16 protein-coding genes are annotated in these 20,969 nt (G+C 32.6%); 10 read left to right on the forward strand and 6 right to left on the reverse strand.

Annotation, left to right across the window (positions count from 1 at the left end):
• The first annotated feature begins 848 nt into the window (after positions 1–848).
• Positions 849–1,826, forward strand: coding sequence for an IS110 family RNA-guided transposase (locus GGR97_RS12680; RefSeq protein ID WP_167898896.1), 978 nt, complete (start codon positions 849–851; stop codon positions 1,824–1,826).
• An 823-nt stretch (positions 1,827–2,649) separates the two neighbouring features.
• Positions 2,650–3,291, forward strand: coding sequence for a DUF6266 family protein (locus GGR97_RS12685; RefSeq protein ID WP_167898897.1), 642 nt, complete (start codon positions 2,650–2,652; stop codon positions 3,289–3,291).
• A gap of 150 nt (positions 3,292–3,441) precedes the next feature.
• On the opposite strand, the gene GGR97_RS12690 is transcribed toward GGR97_RS12685, so the two are convergent.
• On the reverse strand, positions 3,442–3,666 hold the full coding sequence (locus tag GGR97_RS12690; RefSeq protein ID WP_167898898.1) for a helix-turn-helix domain-containing protein: 225 nt from the start codon (positions 3,664–3,666) through the stop codon (positions 3,442–3,444).
• 330 nt (positions 3,667–3,996) lie between these two features.
• Between GGR97_RS12690 and GGR97_RS12695 the strand changes: the two genes are divergently transcribed.
• From GGR97_RS12695 to GGR97_RS12705, 3 genes are all read left to right on the forward strand, one after another.
• Positions 3,997–5,787, forward strand: coding sequence for a DUF4365 domain-containing protein (locus tag GGR97_RS12695; RefSeq protein ID WP_167898899.1), 1,791 nt, complete (start codon positions 3,997–3,999; stop codon positions 5,785–5,787).
• A 245-nt stretch (positions 5,788–6,032) separates the two neighbouring features.
• Positions 6,033–6,500 (forward strand): DinB family protein, encoded by a 468-nt coding sequence (locus tag GGR97_RS12700; RefSeq protein ID WP_167898900.1) that lies wholly within the window; start codon positions 6,033–6,035, stop codon positions 6,498–6,500.
• Between the two features lie 182 nt (positions 6,501–6,682).
• Positions 6,683–7,324 (forward strand): putative periplasmic lipoprotein, encoded by a 642-nt coding sequence (locus tag GGR97_RS12705; RefSeq protein WP_167898901.1) that lies wholly within the window; start codon positions 6,683–6,685, stop codon positions 7,322–7,324.
• Between the two features lie 371 nt (positions 7,325–7,695).
• Here the strand turns inward: GGR97_RS12705 and GGR97_RS12710 are convergent, their stop codons facing one another.
• Positions 7,696–8,007 carry a GIY-YIG nuclease family protein gene (locus GGR97_RS12710; protein WP_167898902.1) on the reverse strand — a complete coding sequence of 104 codons (312 nt, stop codon included), beginning with the start codon at positions 8,005–8,007 and terminating at the stop codon, positions 7,696–7,698.
• 998 nt (positions 8,008–9,005) lie between these two features.
• Here GGR97_RS12710 and GGR97_RS12715 point away from each other — a divergent pair.
• Genes GGR97_RS12715 through GGR97_RS12730 form a run of 4 tightly spaced genes read left to right on the forward strand, consistent with a single transcriptional unit; the run spans position 9,006 to position 15,208 of the window.
• Positions 9,006–9,491, forward strand: a complete 486-nt coding sequence (locus GGR97_RS12715; RefSeq protein WP_167898903.1) for a GbsR/MarR family transcriptional regulator — start codon at positions 9,006–9,008, stop codon at positions 9,489–9,491.
• A 3-nt stretch (positions 9,492–9,494) separates the two neighbouring features.
• Entirely contained in the window at positions 9,495–10,622 is a 1,128-nt protein-coding gene (locus GGR97_RS12720; RefSeq protein WP_167898904.1) for an efflux RND transporter periplasmic adaptor subunit, read from the forward strand.
• A gap of 23 nt (positions 10,623–10,645) precedes the next feature.
• Positions 10,646–13,786 (forward strand): efflux RND transporter permease subunit, encoded by a 3,141-nt coding sequence (locus tag GGR97_RS12725; RefSeq protein WP_167898905.1) that lies wholly within the window; start codon positions 10,646–10,648, stop codon positions 13,784–13,786.
• Positions 13,787–13,789: 3 nt separating this feature from the next.
• Positions 13,790–15,208: an efflux transporter outer membrane subunit gene (locus GGR97_RS12730; protein ID WP_167898906.1), complete on the forward strand. Its 1,419-nt coding sequence runs from the start codon at positions 13,790–13,792 to the stop codon at positions 15,206–15,208.
• Positions 15,209–16,469: 1,261 nt separating this feature from the next.
• Here GGR97_RS12730 and GGR97_RS12735 read toward each other — a convergent pair.
• The 4 genes from GGR97_RS12735 to GGR97_RS12750 are packed head-to-tail and all read right to left on the reverse strand — an operon-like array spanning position 16,470 to position 20,339.
• On the reverse strand, positions 16,470–16,949 hold the full coding sequence (locus GGR97_RS12735; RefSeq protein WP_167898907.1) for a hypothetical protein: 480 nt from the start codon (positions 16,947–16,949) through the stop codon (positions 16,470–16,472).
• A gap of 35 nt (positions 16,950–16,984) precedes the next feature.
• Positions 16,985–18,148: a sigma-54-dependent transcriptional regulator gene (locus tag GGR97_RS12740; protein ID WP_167898908.1), complete on the reverse strand. Its 1,164-nt coding sequence runs from the start codon at positions 18,146–18,148 to the stop codon at positions 16,985–16,987.
• Positions 18,149–18,160: 12 nt separating this feature from the next.
• Positions 18,161–19,405, reverse strand: a complete 1,245-nt coding sequence (locus GGR97_RS12745; RefSeq protein ID WP_167898909.1) for an ABC transporter permease — start codon at positions 19,403–19,405, stop codon at positions 18,161–18,163.
• The gene (locus GGR97_RS12750) at positions 19,398–20,339 is read right to left on the reverse strand and encodes an ABC transporter ATP-binding protein (RefSeq protein WP_245229504.1); all 942 of its coding nucleotides are present in this window, start codon (positions 20,337–20,339) and stop codon (positions 19,398–19,400) included. Before GGR97_RS12750 ends, GGR97_RS12745 begins: the two co-directional genes overlap by 8 nt.
• A gap of 196 nt (positions 20,340–20,535) precedes the next feature.
• Here GGR97_RS12750 and GGR97_RS12755 point away from each other — a divergent pair, with 196 nt between their 5' ends.
• Positions 20,536–20,967: a MarR family winged helix-turn-helix transcriptional regulator gene (locus tag GGR97_RS12755; RefSeq protein ID WP_167898910.1), complete on the forward strand. Its 432-nt coding sequence runs from the start codon at positions 20,536–20,538 to the stop codon at positions 20,965–20,967.
• The last annotated feature ends 2 nt before the right edge of the window (positions 20,968–20,969 follow it).

Below are 20,969 nucleotides of genomic sequence, written 5' to 3' on the forward strand. Positions count from 1 at the left end.
TAGTCTCCTTAAACACTGTGCTTCAAGACTTCGCTCGAAGACCGTATAGTAAGATATTCAAACAGCAATAAGGGCGTTCGAGTAGCCTGTGCTGAGTTACACCGAAGTAGAGTCGAGAACAAAAATATTTCTTGTTATAGTAACCTTTAATTGTACCTAAACACTGTGCTTCTCGACTTCGCTCGAAGACCGTATGTTAATAGCAAATCATTCGAAGCGTGTTCGAGCAAAGGCATCCTCAGAGGGTGTTCGAGCTCATTCGAGAACTGGAAGATCTCTTGTTTTAGAAACCTTTAATTATACCTAAACATTATGCTTCTCGACTTCGCTCGAAGACCGTATATATTACACTACAAAGCCACAAAGGGTGTTCGAGTAGCTTGTACTGAGTTACACCGAAGTATAGTCGAGAACTGGAATATTTCTTAATTATAGTAACCTTTAATTGTACATAAACATTCTACTTCTCGACTTCGCTCGAAGACCGTATGTTAATAGCAAATCATTCGAAGCGTGTTCGAGCAAAGGCATCCCTAAAGGGTGTTCGAGCGCAGTCGAGAACTGAAATATCTCTTGTTATAAGAAACCTTTAATCACACCTAAACATTATGCTTCTCGACTTCGCTCCTTTAGATTAGTAAAGTGTATTTTTTTTAAATTTAGAAAAGAGAAAAAGAAGTTTAAGTAAACTATGACATCCGCTCTGAGACTCCAATCTCGTGTCTTGATTTAGACTTAAACTTCTTATTCATCAAAAACTCAAATAGAAATTCGGGAGGTAGAGCCCATTATTAAGGAGTTAAGTAATTGATGATTTTTCTCATTTCACTTCACTTAAACGCTAATTTATGCAAAACATCATTATCGGTATTGATATCAGTAGTAAAACTTTAGATATCTGTTTAAAACAAGAAAAGCTAATTGAATATTACAAAATAGAAAATACTCAAAAGAGCATTAGAAAATTCTTCAAGTCTTATCAAGAAGAGAAGTTAATTGTTGCTATGGAGAATACAGGGAGATATAATTGGGAATTATATGATGTATTACCAGAGTTTAATTTTACTGTTTTTGTTATTAATCCACTACATCTGTCTAAAAGTCAAGGTTTAGTTAGAGGTAAAAATGACAAAGAAGATTCTTATCGAATTACGCTATTTACAGAAAAGAATAAAGAGGATCTATCTCCTTGGATGCCTAGCTCACTAGCTATTAGAAAAATTAAAGTTTTAATGACCGAACGAAATGCTAGGATTAAAACTAAAAGAAGATTAATCAAACAAAAAAATGATTATAAGAAAATGAGGACTTTAGGATTGACACAAAGCCTTACTAATTGGAATTTACAGCAAATACATCAGTTAGATAAACAAATTAAAAAAATAGAAGAGTTGATTCAACAGACAATTGACTTAGAACCTGAGCTTAAAAAACAACAAAAACTAATGCTTAGTGTACCGGGTGTAGGAAAAGTTGTGAGCTGGACTATGATTGCCAAAACAGAAGGTTTTAAAAAAATTACAAACCCAAGGAAAATGGCTTGTTATTCTGGTGTAGTGCCTTTTGAATATCAATCAGGAACTTCAGTTTATAGGAAGCCTAGAGTCTCTATGTTTGCAGACAAACAAATGAAATCTATATTACATCTTGCTGCAATGAGTGCGATTCGTTTGGAAAACGACTTACAAGTGTATTATCGCAGAAAAGTAAAACAAGGCAAAAATAAGATGGCTGTTTTGAATGCTGTCAGAAACAAAATTATACACCTCATTTTTGCTATTATAAAATCTGAAAATTTATATCAAAATCGTTTGGTAACGTCATAGAAATCGATGACCGTATGTTAATAGCAAATCATTCGAAGCGTGTTCGAGCAAAGGCATCCCCAGAGGGTGTTCGAGCGCAGTCGAGAACTGAAATATCTTTTGTTATAGCAACTTTTAATCACACTTAAACACTGTGCTTCTCGACTGCGCTCGAAGACCGTAGGGTAACACCACACCCCTAAAGGGTGTTCGAGCGGAGTCGAGAACTGGGATGTTTTTTGTTATAAACAAACCTATCACTCAAAGGGTGTTCGAGTAGCTTGTACTAAGCGGAGACGAAGTAGAGTCGAGAATACATTATAAAAGCATCCCTAAAGGGTGTTCGAGTAGCTTGTACTGAGTTACACCGAAGTAGAGCCAACAATATATTATCATACATCCCTAAAGGGTGTTCGAGCGCAGTCGAGAACAAAAATATTTCTTGTTATAGTAACCTTTAATTGTACCTAAACACTCTACTTCTCGACTTCGCTCGAAGACCAAATAGTAAGATATTCAAACAGAACTAAGTACTCCCCTAGTGTGCTCCCTATTTGTTCCCAAAAAAATGAATTTTTAAAAAATACAGCCTAAGCTCACCCGAAGGATTCCCGAACAAGACCCGAACAAAACCCCCTAAAAATCCAGTTTTTGGGTCTCTGTAAATCACAGTAGGTCTTTAGAGGTCTCAAAAGGTCTCAACATCTTATTCAAGATCAAGACTGTTCAATAAGTATTACTTTAGGTTGCTACGTTTCAGTAGGTGTCAGTTTGTGTCAAACAATTGTTTAGTAGTGTTTTAGCTTTTATGTTTGTAGTCTATTAACCAATAAAAAATAAAATTATGGCTACATTTGAAAAAGGTATTCTTGGTGGATTTTCTGGTAAAGTTGGTAACGTAGTAGGTAGCAGATGGCGTGGTAAAAACGTAATGCGTAGTTTGCCACAACGTGGTACCTATACTCCTACAGAAAAACAAGAAGAACAACGCGAAAAATTTAAAATTGTGATTGCTTTTTTAAGTCCCATTATGGAACTTTTAAATATGTATTTTGGAAGTCCACAAGGCGATCGATCTCGTTCTAATTTGGCTACTTCTTATCATCTTAAAAATGCAGTCATCAGCAGTCCCACAGGTATGGTGATGGATTATGCCAAAGTACTTATTAGTAAAGGCGATTTAAGAGGTTTAGACTCTGGAACTTTAGCAGCAGGGGCTACACAAACACTTGTTTTTGGCTGGCAAGACAATAGCGGACAAGGAAAAGCTGCTGCTACTGATGCTTTAATGGTGGTGGTTTATGCTCCCGATTTAAATTTGTTTTACAGCAATGTATCGGTTGCTACTCGTGATGCTACCACAGCCACAGTTACACTACCCGAATATATGGCTGGTTTTGAGGTACAAGTTTGGGCTTCTTTTAGCAAACCCAACACTAACTATGCAGCTATCAGTACCTACATGGGTGCTATTACAGTACTGTAAAAACAAAGCTGTGTAAAACATTAAATACATAGATCCTTTAAAATGTGTTAGTTTGTAACCTAAAGAGTGTTATAGGCTAACACTTTTTTTTAAGTATATAGGGAAGGTATTTATTTAAAAAGCAATTTCTTATGGAGTACTGCCTGCCTCCTATTGAATATTGCTAAGGGATTTTTGTAAAAACAACTTATTTAATAAGTGTTTGGGATACATGGGAATACGACCTAATTTAAAACTAGGAATCTGATGGTGTTTTCGCAATCGGTAAATGGTACTACGACTCACTTTTAAATAGTCCATAGCACCTTCGGTGGTTAACCATACCTCATTTTCAAATAAACGGGCATCAAATTCTAAATGCTTGTGTTTTAACAAGGCAGGCTTGTTGTTTTTTTTTTTTCCATAAAGCTTCTTTTTTAATTTTAGATATATCTATGAATTAGAGCTGTTTAGCATAATAAATATACTTATTTTCTAAAAAAAACAAAACACCTATTGGTTTAAGTGTTGTAAATAAGAGTTTTACAACAAAAACCACTCCGTTGTAAGCAAGGAATTGTTAAACATTGTTTGATTAAAAACTATTTTTTGTGAATATTTTTAATACTAACAAAAGTTAATTATTTAAAATATGTAAATTAGATCTTTCAACAAAAAAACACCTTTGTTATTGTTATTAGGTGTTAGCCCACATTAAAACCAACAATGAAAAATAGTACACCAATTCAAACCGATTCACAAAATCTAGGAGATATTGGAGAAACTACAGTTCAGTTGATATTAAAGAAATTTAAGTGGACTGCTGACATTATAAAAAGTGATTTTGGAGAAGATATAGATTCTAATATTTTTATTGACAACTCTAGAACAAATTATCATTTGAGATGCCAAGTAAAATCAACTACAAAGGATAGCGAATATGTCAAACTATTAAAAAATGGAAATTATAGCGTTTCAATCGCCTCTAGTACACTTAAAGCTTGGTTAACATCATATTTCCCAGTATTCTTAATAATTTACGAAGAACAATCAGATTTATGCTATTGGTGTAATCCAATAGAACAGATACTTAAAAATCCTTCAAAACTTGAAAAGGAAAAACCCTCAATACAAGTACCAAAAAAGAATATTTTTAATTTATCGTCAAAAGAAATAATTCTTGAAGAGGTAAAAAGTTTTTACCGAAAAATTCAACGCTTAGATGAATCTATAATTGAATGTAAAATAGTCCCTATTCTAATGCCAAATTATCGCATTATTCCATTTCATCACTATTCAAGTTTCATTTTTGAAAGCAATGAACTATCACCAGAAATATCAGGAGATTATATTGAACTTTTACCAAGTTGGATGTCAGTTTTAAAAAGAATAGACCCAACTAGTATTTTAACGTCAATAAAGTTGAAATCCAATAATACAGAAATAGACGTTTTTTTAACAAATCTCAAAAAGAAAATAAACTCATTTGAATACAGCTTAAAAGATAATGAGTGGATTTCTTTTATAGTTAGTCCAATAACAATAGAATCAAACAAATCATCTTGGTCAAATGAAATAACATTTTGGAATTCTTATTCAAAATTAAAAAACACTCTAATAGATGATTACGATTATTGTTTTGAAATACCAAATAACTTTTTAAGACAAGTTAGTAGACGTGCGAGAAGTTGGGAATATTTGCATCACGTTAATCCGACAAAAGATGTTGCAATCCAACTATTTGGCTCTTTTGAAATTACACCAACAATAAAAAAAATAGACCAAATTCACGACAATAACATTAAAGGTCAATTAGTTTTATGGAGCTGTAAAACAGAAGAAATAGAACAGCTACAAGAAATACTTTCTAAAAATGAATTAACAATAAGAATAATTGAAAACAATAAAGCAAAACAATTATTGGCTATAACAACGCCAATGTTTGACCCTTTTATTGGATTATATAGTGTTCCAATGGATTGGGATAGTTTTGAAAAAGGAAATGTCAGAAATAAATTAATTCAAAATAAACTATTTGACTTAATTCCTGGAAAAGAATATAAAGGCAAAGTACCTGAATTTTTGTCCGAGGTTTTAAATAAGTACTCTGATAAAGATTATAAAAGTGTAACAATAACCGAATCTGAATATATCGCTGGATTTCCATTAAAGTTAGAAGAGAGAGAAATTTTTGTTTCAAGATTTCAAATGATACCAAATGAAAGTGTTCAAGAAATCAAGGAGAAATTAAATAAATCTCAACCGTTAAACTTAAAAAATTATCATATAGAGTTTGGGCTAAAAGACGATTCTATGTGGGAAACCCCTATTTATGAATTGTTAATATCTTGGACACCAGAAATAATTAAATCATCTAAAGAGTCATATATAGATAATGAAAGTAAAATTCTAGAAATATTCAATAATTTAATGCCTACTAAAGAAATAGATTCCTTACGATTAAAAAACACATATGAAATTCTTCGTTTCGCAGGAGAAATAGGATTTGAAAAATAACGTGGGCTAACAACGTGTATAAAACATAGCTATTATAGGCTTTCCGAGAGGTTTTTGTATATTTACAAAGTACACCAAATTTTTTATTTGGTTATATTTAGAAAAGAAAATTAAACATAAAAATAAAAAATTCGGCTCGTGCTAAATCCGAAAAGTTAGCGTTTATTTATACGCTACGTTTCATATACAAGACCGTTAGTAGTAGTTGACTGTAACGTAAAAGGACATTCTAGAAAATAAAGAAAATGACTCAATCTGAACTTATAATTTTAAATTTTACTGAAATAAGGAGAAGAAGTATAAAACTTTGGAATGGGCTTCCTAAAAAATATTATAATTGGAAACCAGACGAAAAAGCAATGACAGCCATAGAAATGGTAAGACACGTTTTAGAAGCCGATTATGGATGGAACATTATAATAAACAAAGGAAGTATAACAAATTATAAAACTCCATGGGAAAATAGACCCTTTATTAGTATAACTGACGAACTTGAATTTGCGGAACCCTATAGAAAAAAATTTATAGAAAGTGTTAGACAATTTTCAGATATAGAATTAAAAAATAATGAAATTATTCATCCTGGAAATGGAGATAAGAAAAACCTTGGAGAGTATTTATTACGAATTGGATATCACGAATCTGTTCACGCTGGACAATTCCTTTCATATTTAAGAGCCATAAAAATTAATAGACCTGATATATGGGATTAAAAAAACACTACAGTCAATACCCGCTAAACTTTATGTAGGTTTTGTGCCAACTTAAAGCTTTGTGTATTTTTACTAAGTTGCCAAATCTTGTTGTCCCGATGCTTGGGGATAGCTTAGTTAAAACCAAAAAGAATAAAACTAAAAAAAAAGCCTAGCCAAAACCTTTACATACCATTATAAAAATGAAAAACTTAACAATATTTTCGATACTATTTATATTACTCTTATCAGGATGTAAGTGTTCTAAAAAATTGAATTATTCTGAATTATCTCAACAACAATTGATAAATGAAAAAAACAATTTAAAATTATCTCTAAATTATATAATAGTAAATTCAGTAATAAGCGATATAGAAAATGGAAAGAACCATATGCCTTTAACAAAAATTGACAATGTAATTTCTAACAAGTATTTAAAAATTGATTCTAGGCTAAAAGAAACTGTAAATAATTGGAAATTTCACTCTTCAAAAGTTGGTGAATTTGAAAAAGAACATAAACCTCAATTACAGGAATTAGGTACGCTTTTAAGAAAAAAGGAAATATCTAGAGATATCTATTTTGAAAAAAACAGACAATTCAGAAGCGAATTAAGAAATGAGTTTCCTAAAGAATACCCAAGACTATCACTTAATCACATAAATAGTCTAAAAATAATGTGGAGAAAAGCGGGTCGATTAATGATTGAAGATTATAAGAAAGAAAATAAAGAATTTCCTACAAATTGGATTCCTAAAGAGGATATAGCTAAAGCTAAATCCTTAAAAGAATACAAATGTATTGAAAATACTATTAAAAAGATTGAGAAAAAAACCGATAGGTAACAATAGCTATAAGTAATTGCTGGTGCTTGCCTACTTCTAAAAATTCTTGAAAATTTATGGTTGTTTTTAAGCACTGTGCTTCTCGACTACGCTCGAAGACCGTATGTTGATAGCAAATCACTTAAAATCTTATCATAACAACTTTTAATTGTATATAAACACTGTACTTCTCGACTGCGCTCGAAGACCGTAATATTTATACCATATCATTCTAAGCGTATTCTAGCAAAGGCATCCCTAAAGGGTGTTCGAGCGCAGTCGAGAACTGGAATATTTTTTGTTATAAGTAACCTTTAATTGTACATAAACACTCTACTTCTCGACTGCGCTTAAAAAAACATCATATAAAGTATGTTAAAACAATCTAAAACTTAACGTCTTTCCTTATTCTTAAAATGCGTATCATTTTTACATTCAGAAAGTATAGGTAACAGTTTCCAGTTGTTTTCAATCAATGCCTTTTTTTTAGCGTGCGACCATTTCTGAATTTTCTTTTCGTAATGGAAAGCATCAGCTATATTTAAAAAGAATTGTTGAAAAACCAATCTTACTGGTAATCTAGTCTTGGTATAATTAGCTCCCTTTTTAGATTGATGTTCTGCTAATCTTCTTTCTAAATTTCTTGTACTTCCTGTGTAATAGGTTCCATCGGAACATTCTAATATATATAAGTATCCAGCCATTTTTCACCCTAAGATAAGGATAATTGTTAAATATTTAATTTTGAGTAGAATCAAAAATACATCATTACATATCTCACAAAAGGTGTTCGCGTAGAGTCAACAATACATCACTAGGCATTCCACAAAGGGTGTTCGAGTAGCTTGTACTGAGTTACACCGAAGTACAGTCGAGAACAAAAATATTTCTTGTTATAGTAACCTTTAATCATACTTAAACACTCTACTTCTCGACTGCGCTCGAAGACCGTATATTTATATCATATCACTCAAAATCTTATTATAACAACCTTTAAGCAAACCTAAATATTGTGCTTCTCGACTTCGCTCGAAGACCGTATATATTAACACCACACAACCACAAAGGGTGTTCGAGCGGAGTCGAGAACTGGAATTCTTCTTATTATAGAAACCTTTAATTATACTTAAACACTCTACTTCTCGACCGCGCTCGAAGACCGTAATATTTATACCATATCACTCAAAATCTTATTATAGCAACTTTTAAATATACATAAACACTGTGTTTCTCGACCGCGCTCGAAGACCGTAATATTTATACCATATCACTCAAAATCTTATTATAGCAACTTTTAATTATACTTAAACACTGTGCTTCTCGACCGCGCTCGAAGACCGTAATATTTATATAATATCACTCAAAACCTTATTATAGAAACTTTTAATTATACTTAAACACTCTACTTCTCGACTGCGCTCGAAGACCGTGGAGCATAGGGTTATAAAACTGTTTTCTTTACATACCTAGCTAGGTTTTTTAATTACTATACTCTTTATTTTAAAGGGATTATCCCCTACTCAATTCCTTTATATAAGCTATACTAACTGCTAGTACACAGTTAATTAAAGCCTTATTTTTCTACAGTTAAGCCTTAACAAATGTTACTAAATAAAAAAAAAAGAAACTTTCAAGTTCCTTAGGTTCGGTTTTTTCCGAACTTAGAGTATATTTGCAAACACAAGAACTTAAAAAATAAGATATGATAGAAGATAAAAAGCTATGTCAACTTATAGAAAAGCTAGGAGTCCATTTTGAACAAAAAGAAAAAATAGCTCCTGTAGCTGCAAGAATAAAGAGTTATATCATCTTAAATGGTAAAAAAGGAACCACGTTTGAGGAGTTGGTAGAAAAATTATGTGCTAGTAAAAGTACTATTTCTACACACTTAACTCATTTACAAGGATCTAATAAAATAACGTATTTCACTAAAATAGGAGATCGTAAAAAATATTTTATTCTAAATCCAGACAGTATCATTCAGAACATAGATGAAATGGTTTCTACATGGACACATCAAAGAGATTTACACTCAGAAGTAAAAGAATTTAAAGAAGAAATGAATCATGACTTAGAAAAAATAGAAAAATTTGATTTGGACTTTCATAATGACTACGTAGAATTTTTAAATCAAACAATAACATCAGTTTTAGAGTTAAGAAAAAAATTAATAAACAAAAATAATTAAAAAATGAATACAGTTTATAAAGCAGCAGCGCTACTACTAGTCTCTGCAACCTTGTTTAGTTGTGGAAATGGCAAAGAAGCACAAACAGCTCCAGTAGCTCCTCCTCCAGCTATACCTGTAACCACTATTCAGCAACAAACCGTAACGGGTTATACAGAATATCCTACTACAATAGAAGGAATTATTAATAGTGATGTAAGAGCAAAAACCTCAGGATATATAGAAACAGTATTGGTAGATGAAGGACAAAAAGTACGTAAAGGACAGGTTTTGTTTGAATTAGAAACACAATCTTTAAGTCAAGATGCTAGTGCAGCCAAAGCTAGAATTAACCTAGCACAAGTAGAGGTAAATAAATTAATTCCTTTGGTAGAAAAAAAGATTATTAGTCCTGTACAATTAGAAACTGCCAAAGCTAATTTGGAGCAAGCCAAAGCTAATTACAGTAGTGTTTCTGCAAACATTAGTTATGCGACTATTAAAAGTCCTATTGATGGATATGTAGGTTCTATTAATTTTAGAGAAGGATCTTTGGTAAGTCCAAGTGATGCTACTCCATTAACCAAAGTAAGTGAAATTAGCCAAGTATATGCTTTCTTTAGTTTTAACGAAGCTCAATACATAGACCATTTACAACGTTACGAAGGAAAAACAAAAGCAGAACGTATTCAGAATTCTCCTGACTTAAGCCTGATTTTAGCCAATGGTAAAGTGTACTCTGAAAAAGGACGTATTCAAACTAGTAGCGGTCAAATTAACCAAAGTACAGGTACCATACAAATTAGAGCAGCTTTTAACAATCCAAACGAATTGTTAACCAATGGGAATAGTGGAAAAATTAGATTCCCAATCACCTATAAAGATGCTATTGTAGTACCTCAATCTGCTACTTTTGAGCAACAAAAAGACATTATTATTTATACATTAGATAAAGACAATAAAATAAAAGCTACTTTAATTAAAGTAGAAGGAACTGTAAATAACTTATATGTTGTGAAGTCTGGTCTTAAGGTAGGAGATAAAATTGTGATCACAGGAATTAATAAATTAAGAAATGGTGCTACTATTTCTCCACAAGACACTCCTTTTGAAAAAGCCATAGCACCTATTGACCCATTATTTAAAAATTAATATCACTTAGAAATTTTATCATTATGTTAAAAACATTTATTGAAAGACCCGTTCTTTCAACAGTGATCTCTATTATCATAGTTTTGCTAGGAGTTATTAGCATTACTAGCTTACCCATAGAAGAATACCCAGATATTGCACCGCCTACTATTAAGGTAACTGCAAATTATACAGGTGCCAATGCGGAAACTGTATTAGAAAGCGTTATTATTCCTATTGAGGAACAAATTAACGGTGTAGAAGGAATGACGTATATTACTTCTACAGCATCCAATACAGGAACTGCAGAAATTACCGTTTATTTTGATCAAGAAATGGATGCAGATATTGCAGCCGTAAACGTACAAAACCGTGTAGCAAGAGCTACTCCTTTGTTACCACAAGAAGTAACACAAACAGGGGTAATTACACAAAAGCAAGAAACAAGTGCTTTGATGTTTATTTCTATGTATTCTGAAAGCGAAGATTACGATGCTACTTTTATTCAGAATTACTTAAAAATTAACGTAATTCCTGCTATGCAACGTATTAGTGGTGTGGGAGATGTAAGTGTATTCTCTCAACAAGATTATGCGATGCGTATTTGGTTAAAACCAGAAAAATTAGCTGCTTATAACTTAATCCCTTCGGATGTTACTGCTGCCTTAAAAGAGCAAAATTTAGAAGCTGCTGCTGGATCTTTAGGTCAAAACAGTGGAGAAGCTTTTTCTTACACCTTAACTTATAGCGGACGTTTTAAAAAAGAAAGTCAATACAGTGATATTGTTATTAAGGCTTTAGGTAACGGACAGTTTTTACGCTTAAAAGATGTAGCTACTATTGAGCTAGATGCACAATCTTATGCTTCTAATGCCATGAGTAAAGGGCATCCTGCCGTATTTATGGGGATTTTTCAAACCAAAGGATCTAATGCTCAGGAAATTATTGAAAACATTAAAGAAACTTTAGGAACTATAGAAAATGAACTTCCTGATGGATTGGATATTTTTATTCCTTATGATACCAGTTTGTTTTTAAATGCCTCTATAGAAAAAGTAGTTCATACTTTATTAGAAGCCTTTTTATTAGTATTCTTAGTAGTTTTTATCTTTTTACAAGATTTAAGATCTACTTTAATTCCAGCTATTGCTGTACCGGTATCTATTATTGGTACGTTCTTTTTCTTAAATGTTTTTGGATATTCTATTAACCTATTAACACTTTTTGCCTTGGTATTGGCCATTGGTATTGTGGTAGATGATGCCATTGTAGTTGTAGAAGCAGTGCATGCTAAAATGGACGAGGGTGAAAAGAATCCTAAAAAAGCAACATTGGTTGCGATGAATGAAATTTCTGGAGCTATTATTTCTATTACCTTAGTAATGGCAGCTGTATTTATTCCTGTTACCTTTATTACAGGACCTACAGGAGTGTTTTACGAACAATTTGGAGTTACCTTGATTATTGCTATTTTAATTTCAGCAGTAAATGCATTGACTTTAAGTCCTGCCTTATGTGCTTTGTTATTAAAAACACATCACGAAGACGAAGAGTTAAAAAGCAAAGGACCTTTACAACGTTTTTACACCTTATTCAATCGTGGGTTTAATGCAACCATTCATAAATACGGACAATCACTTCAGTTTTTATATAAGAAAAAATTCATTTCTGTAATTCTTTTACTGATTGCAGGAGTTGGAATTTATTGGGCATCTACCACTACTCCAACAGGTTTTGTACCGAATGAAGATAGAGGGATTATTTTTGCCAATGTAGAATTACCAGCAGGTGCTTCTTTAGATAGAACTGATGCTGTTACCAGAAAATTATATGACAAAATTGAAGGTATAGACGGAATTGTAGCCGTTAACTTTATCAAAGGTAGAAGTTTAATTAACGGTTCGGGTTCTAACTATGGAATGGGAATTATTAAATTAAAAGATTGGAGTGAGCGTGAAGATCCTTCACTTTCTGCACAAGCAATTACTGGAAAATTATTTGGAATTGCTGCAGGTGTTCCTGAAGCTAAGATTATTTTCTTTTCACCACCAAGTATACGTGGATTTGGAAATTCATCAGGTTTTGAGGTGAACTTATTAGACAAATTTGGAGGAGAATTTTCAGATTTAGACAAAGCCAACCAAAATTTTGCAGCAGCTTTAATGAGTCATCCAGAGATTAAGTATGCACAATCTGCTTTTAACACCAACTATCCACAGTACGAAATGGAAGTAAATGTACCTTTAGCAAAAGAAAAAGGAGTTGCTGTATCTAGTATCTTCTCTACTTTGCAAGGTTATATTGGTGGAATTTATGCTTCGGATTTTTCTAGATTTGGGAAACAATTTAGAGTGTATATTCAGGCTTTACCAGAAGACAGAGCCGATGTAGATGCTTTGAACAGCATGTTTGTAAGAACCAATGCTGGTGAAATGGCACCTATTACAGAATTTGTAAACTTAAAAAGAGTGTATGGACCTCAATCTGTAACTCGTTTTAACTTATTAAATTCTACGAGTATTTCCGGAGCTACTAACGAAGGATATAGTACAGGAGATGCCATAAGAGTTATTGAGGAAGAAGTTGCCAAATTACCTAGTAATTATACCGTTGCGTATTCTGGTTTAACTCGTGAAGAAGTAAGTGCAGGAAACCAAACTACGTTTATTTTTATACTAAGTATTTTGTTTGTGTACTTTTTATTATGTGCACAATACGAAAGTTACTTGCTACCTTTTGCCGTAGTATTGTCCTTACCTTTTGGAGTATTTGGAGCTTATATTAGTACTAAGTTTTTAGGCTTAGAAAACAATATTTATTTTCAAATTGCTTTAATTATGTTGATTGGTTTGTTAGCTAAAAATGCCATTTTGATTGTAGAAATTGCATTGCAGCGTAGAAAAAATGGAGAAAGTATTGTAGATGCGGCTATTTTAGGAGCTAAATCTCGTTTACGTCCAATTTTAATGACTTCTTTCGCCTTTATTTTAGGATTAATGCCATTGGTATTGTCTCAAGGAGTTGGTTCAGAAGGAAACAAATCTATTGGTACAGGAGCTGTTGGAGGGTTGTTGATTGGTACTGTTTTAGGAGTTTTTGTAATTCCAATACTCTTTATCTTGTTCCAATGGTTGCAAGAAAAAGTATCGTCATCAGCACAAGAATTAAACAAAGAAATTGATTAAATCATGAAAAAAAATAAGAACTATAGAATAGTCATTTTGTTAGGAGTAGTTACCCTCCTAACATCATGTCTGGCTGTTAAAGATTACAAACAACCAGAAGTTAAAGAAACTTCTAAGGAAATCTACAGGGTAGATGAAACTACAGCCAAAGAAATGGACACTGTATCTATGGCAAATGTATCGTGGAAAACCATGTTTACAGATGCTTATTTACAAGAATATATAGCAGAAGGTTTGGCTAATAATTTTGATTTGCAAATAGCCATCAAACAAATGAGTTCTGCTGAATCTTACATGAAACAAGGAAAGGCAGGTTACTACCCAACCTTTAGTATTGGAGGAAGTGTTACCGATCAGGAAATTTCTAAAAACAGTCGTTTTGGAGGTTTGTCTCCTAACCGATCTATTCAAACTTATGAATTGTCTGGAAATTTAGCTTGGGAAGCAGATATTTGGGGAAAGATTAGAAGTAACAAAAGAGCTAGTTATGCAAGCTATTTAAAAACTACAGCAGCACAACAAGCAGTAAGAACGGAGTTAATTGCTAGAATTGTAAAAAACTACTACCAATTATTAGCTTTAGATGCCCAATTAAAAATTACCAACAAAACCATTGCTGTACGTAAAAAAGGAGTTGAGACTATTAAAGCTTTAAAAAAATCTGGGCAAGTTACTCAGGTTGCTGTAGATCAAAACATTGCACAATACAACAGTGCAGAAGCTTTAAAGGTAGATTTGGAAACTGCTATTTTTAAACTAGAAAATGGATTGAATATTCTTTTAGGAAAAAGTCCTCAAAAAATAAAAAGAGGTAAATTAACTCAGCAATCTATTGATACAGAAATGGAAATTGGAGTGCCTGCTTTATTATTGAGCAATAGACCCGATGTAAAGGCGGCTCAATACAGTTTGATGGAAACTTTTGAGTTGAAAAATGTTGCTAAAACTAGCTTATACCCTTCTTTTACTTTAACAGCTTCTGGAGGTTTTCAAAGTTTAGAGGTAGATAAATGGATCAATGCAAATTCTATTTTTGCCAATATTATTGGAGGGCTGACACAGCCTATTTTTAATCAAAGAAAATTAAAAACTCAACTAGAGGTCGCTAAGAATCAAGAAGCACAAGCTTTGCTCCAATACAGACAAACCTTATTGGTAGCAGGTAGTGAAGTATCTAATGCATTGTTTGCTTATCAGGCAGAGTCTACTAAGTTCCAGTTTAGAGTCAAAGAAGCTGAATCATTAAGCAATGCCGTAGCAAACTCTGAAGAGTTGTTAAACAATGGATATGCAACCTACTTAGATTTATTAACAGCTAGACAAAGTGCTTTGAGTGCTAAGTTAAATTTGGTAGATAGCAAATTGCAACAATTGTTAACTGTTGTTGATTTGTACAAATCCCTTGGTGGTGGTTGGAAATAAATTTTAAACCTACTAATTTGATCAATAAAAAAGCTCCAACTGTTTAAAGTTGGAGCTTTTTTTTTACAGTAATATTTTACATCTCGACTCTACTTCGGTTGTGACTCAGTACAAGCTGCTACCCTCCCTTTTGAGTGATAGGTTATAAATAATACGGTCTTCGAGCGAAGTCGAGAAGCACATTCTTTAATTGTAATTAAAAGTTGCTATAACAAGAGAAACTCCAGTTCTCGACTCTACTTCGGTTAAACTGAATACAGGCTACTCGAACACCCTTTTAGGATTGTGTTGTGTAATGTATGGTCTTCGAGCGTAGTCGAGAAGCACAATGTTTGAGTATAAATAAAAATTACTATAATAAGAAAAATAACAGTTCTCGACTGCGCTCGAACACCCTTTGGGGATGCTTTATAATGTATTATTGACTCTACTTCGGTGTAACTCAGCACAGGCTACTCGAACACCCTTTTAGGATTGTGTTGTGTTAATATTACGATCTTCGAGCGTAGTCAAGAAGCATAATGCTTAAGTATGATTGAAAGTTTCTATAACAAAAAATATCCCAGTTCTCGACTCCGCTCGAACACCCTTTTAGGGGGAGCTAATGATGTATTGTTGGCTCTACTTCTACAAGCTAATCAAACACTCTTTTAGGGATGCGTAATGATGTATTAATGACAAGCTAATCAAACACCTTTTTAGGATTGTGTTGTGTAATATACGGTCTTCGAGCGAAGTCGAGAAGCACAATGTTTGAGTGTAAATAAAAATTACTATAATAAGAAAAATAACAGTTCTCGACTTCGCTCGAACACCCTTTTTGGGGTGTCTAATGATACATTGTTGATTCTACTTCGTCTCTGCTCAGTACAGGTGACTAGAACACCCTTAGTGAGATGTGATGTTACTATACGGTCTTCGTACGAAGTCGAGAAGCATAGTGTTTAAGTGTAATTAAAGATTTTTATAACAAAAGATATTCTAGTTCTCGACTGCGCTCGAACACCCTTTGGGGATGCTTTATAATGTATTATTGACTCTACTTCGGTGTAACTCAGCACAGGCTACTCGAACACCCTTTGGGGCTGTCTAATGATATATTATTGATTCTACTTTGTCTCTGCTCAGTACAAGCAGCTCGATGACCTGTTGTACTTGATTTAATTGTATTTAAGATAAAAGCTCCAACTGTTTAAAGTGGAGCTTTTTTGTGTAATATTTTGTGTCTCGATGTGGTCGATGAACTATTGTGGTTGTTTTATTAACGTGTTGGCCACAAAGCATTGTCATCCTCGTCCCATTTTACTCCTAATTGAATTTCTTGTAAAATTTCGTTGGTAAACCAAAAAAACATGTTGGCTTCATCCACATCAATTAATTCGTGGTTTGGATTTTCAGGAGTAGAATAATCTTCAAATTCCATCTCTCCTAATTCATTTTTTTCGATAAAATCTTGAACTTCTTGAATTCCTTTTCCTACCAATCCTACTCCATTCAACTCAAAATAACTTGAATTGATGGTAATGGTTTCTAATTTCCAGTTTTCTTCTTCATCAAAAGAAAAAGCAATTCCACAGTTGTCGTAATCCCAAGTTTCTACAGCATCTCCTGTTTCAAAATCTTTTTCTACTTCTTTGGCTGTAGGCATTCCTAAAACGCTTAAAACATCAGCTTTTAGCATTCCAAATTTAATGGCACCAACTCCTGTACCTATTTCTATATTCTTAATTTTTTCGATCATATTTATGGGCTTATTGCCTTTATTTAAGTGGTCTTTTATTTACTTGCAAACATTTTTACATCTGTAGCGCTAATTTCTTTTTCTCCTAAGATTAACAAACGCTCTACCACGTTTCTTAGTTCACGTATATTTCCTGTCCAATTGTACTCTTTTAACAACTCAATAGCCTCTTTAGAGAATTGCTTAGGAGTCATTCCTTGCTCTTTGGCAATCACATTGGTAAAATGCAAAATCAACATAGGAACGTCGTCTCTACGTTCATTTAAAGCGGGTACTTGAATTAAGATTACTGCCAATCTATGGTATAAATCTTCTCTAAATCTACCTTCGGCAATTTCTTTACGCAAGTCTTTGTTGGTTGCCGCTAAAACTCTAACATCTACCTTAATATCTTTATCAGAACCTACACGGCTAATTTTACTTTCTTGCAAAGCTCTTAATACTTTTGCTTGAGCCGATAGACTCATATCACCTATTTCATCTAAAAAAATAGTTCCTCCATTGGCTGCTTCAAACTTTCCTGCACGATCTTTATTAGCTCCTGTAAAAGAACCTTTTACGTGTCCAAAAAGTTCGCTTTCTATCAATTCTGATGGAATGGCTGCACAGTTAACTTCTACCATAGGGGCTTTAGAACGTTCGCTTAAATCGTGTAATCTATGAGCAACCAATTCTTTTCCCGTTCCGTTAGGTCCTGTAATTAATACACGAGCATCTGTAGGAGCTACTTTGTCTATCATTTGTTTGATGTGAGTAATAGGATCACTCTCACCAATCATTTCGTATTTTTTACTTACTTTTTTCTTTAGAATTTTATTCTCAACAATTAGTTGCTTTTGGTCTAAGGCATTTCTAACCGTGTTTAACAATCTATTTAAATCTGGTGGTTTAGAAATATAATCATAAGCTCCCATTCTCATGGTTTGTACAGCCGTATCTAAATCTCCGTGCCCAGAAATCATAATTACAGGAATTTCGGGTTTTAGTTCTTTTAATTTTTCTAAAACTTCTACTCCATCCATTTTAGGCATTTTAATGTCGCATAAAATTAAATCGTAATCGTGGGCTTGCACCAATTCCAATCCTTTAATTCCATCCTCTACATCTTCTACCAAATAGGCTTTATTTTCATCTGCAATAATTCTTTTTAAGACTCTTCTAATTGCATCTTCATCTTCTATAATTAATATTTTACTCATGTAATTTTGTTCTTATTTTTGAAACATCCACTTTACCAATTGCTTGATATTGGGCTTATTTCCGTAGGTTAAAATACCAATTCTATATATTTTACTTGCTATATAAACTGTAGTTATAAAACTAACCAATAATAATGCCAAGGACAAAATTATTTGCCAAGTAGGAACTCCGTAAGGAATACGCATTAACATTACAATTGGAGAGGTAAATGGGATGAATGAAAACAAGGTAGCTGTGCTCCCATTTGCATTACCATTTACTACGGTTACAATTCCTATGTACACGGCAAACATTAAAGGTAATAATATAGGATGTACAAATTGTTGGGTATCAGTTTCGCTATTAACAGCAGCACCTACTGATGCATAAAATCCGCTGTACAATAAGTAACCACTTAAAAAGAACAACACAAAACTGATGAAGATTTCTAAGTAATTAATGTCCCAAATGACCGTAAATATTTGAGCCATTTTTTCTGCTTCTCCTCCGCTACTCGGAAAACTAGTTTCTATTAAAAATAACCCTACAAGTAATAAAGCTCCCCATATAAAAAACTGTAACAAACCTGCTAGTGCGTTTCCTATAATTTTTCCTAATAATAATTGAAAAGGCTTTACGGTACATACCATAATTTCTATAACACGGCTATTTTTCTCTTCTATAATACTTCTCATTACAGAATTTCCATAAATAATAACAAACATCATTACCAAATACCCTGTACCCACAGCTACGGTTCCTTTTACCCATTTTTTAATTTCATCTTCTGATTGTTCTTTGTGGGTAACGTGAACCATTTGTGTATTGGTAACCTGGGTTATTAGCGAAGGGTTGATGTTGTTTTGCGCTAATAAATACTTTCTTTTGTGTTTTTCTAAAATGGATTTTAAAGATTGAAAAGGAATATTTTTATCTCCATAAATTTCCATTAAGTCTAAACTAGGATTGGCATAAATTAAACCATTGTAGTTCATATCATCTACCAATTGCTTGGCTTGGTTAAAAGAAACCGCATTTCCTTGTTGGTATTCAATATTTGGATGTACTTTACTTAGCTCTCTATTGATTTCAGGAGTGGTAATAGTTAATAAAGATATTTTGCTGTCGTTTGCTTTTTCTTCTTTACTAGCAAAATAAAAAATTGCTGCAAACATTCCCAACATTAATAAAGGACTTAAGAAAATTAATACCAAATACGCTTTGCTTCTTACTTTGGTTAAAAACTCTCTCTTTATAATTAATAGTAACTTATGCATTTTCTATTGTTTTTATAAAAATTTCTTGAAGACTAGGAACATATTGTTTGTACAGGGTAAGTTTTCCTATGCATAATACTTCCTTTAACAAATCGTCTGTAGTATTTGCTTTGGTTACTTCTAATTTTAGTTCTGCACTGTCTTCAATTATTTTGGTACTGTATGCCTCTTTTTCTAGAAAAGCAGTGACTAGATTTTTATCAGCATCCATCAAATGAATCTCATAAATCTCTTTTGCATATTTTTTTTGAATATCTGTAATAGAGCCTTCTAATACAATTTCTCCATGATGTATTAAACTCAAAGCATCACACATATCTGCTACAGATTCCATTCTATGAGAAGAAAAAATAATAGAAGTTCCATGTTTGGCTAGGTTTTTAATTTCATCTGCAATTAATTGGGCATTGATGGGGTCAAAACCACTAAAAGGTTCATCAAGTATTAACAATTCTGGCTGATGTAAAACGGTAATGATGAACTGAACTTTTTGAGCCATTCCTTTGGATAAATCTTGAATTTTTTTCTTTTTCCAATTCACTATATCAAAACGCTCTAACCAGTAATTTAACTGTTCCTTAGCGGCTGTTTTTGTCATACCCTTTAGCTGTCCAAAATACAAAGCCTGCTCTTCAATACTCATGTTTTTATACAAGCCCCTTTCCTCGGGTAAATAACCTAGGCTTTTAATATCTTCAGGAGAAATAATTTGATTGTTTAAAAGAATTTGACCACTATCTGCTTCAATAATCTGATTTAAGATTCTAATCAATGTCGTTTTACCAGCACCATTTTGTCCAATAAGACCATATATGGTTCCTTTTTTAATGTGTATAGAAACATCTTTTAATGCTGTTTTGGCACCGTAGGTTTTACGTAAGTTCTGTATACTCAGAATTGTTTCTTGCATAAATGCTTTTTCTTTAGGGAGCATAAATATATTATATGTAATTCACTTTACTCTCTACAAGCAAGAATTAATTCAAGAATGCTATCAGATTGTTAATTTGATATTAAGTAGACTTTAATATTGGTCAACACTTAAATTTATGAATGTAAAAATAAGTATATCGTAATTAATTTTATCAAAAAACTATGCAAGCATAATTATTTTTGGTATATTTAAGTCTATGAAAACAACACCCTTTGATTATTTATATCGTAGTACATGGCAATCTATTAATAAAATGTACAATGAAGAAGCTGTGAATCAGAATAGTATTATGACTATTGGCTTTGTATTGATCTGTATTCACTATAAAAACGGAACTCCTTCTACTCTTTTAGGTCCTAAAATGGGCATTGAAGCTACTAGTTTATCTAGAACTTTAAAAAAAATGGAAGAACAAGAGTTAATTTACCGGGAGAAAAATCCAGAAGACGGTAGAGGTGTTCTAATAAAGCTTACTGATAAAGGAAAAGAACAAAGAGAAATTTCTAAGCAATTGGTTCTAAAGTTTAATCAAACAGTGGAAGAAAATTTAACTCCCAAACAAATAGAAACTTTTAAAGTAGTTACAGAAACTATTCAAGAGTTAATTGATAAAAAATTAATTTTTTAGGT

It is taken from the genome of Wenyingzhuangia aestuarii (genome assembly GCF_011927765.1).
Taxonomy (GTDB): Bacteria; Bacteroidota; Bacteroidia; order Flavobacteriales; family Flavobacteriaceae; genus Wenyingzhuangia; species Wenyingzhuangia aestuarii.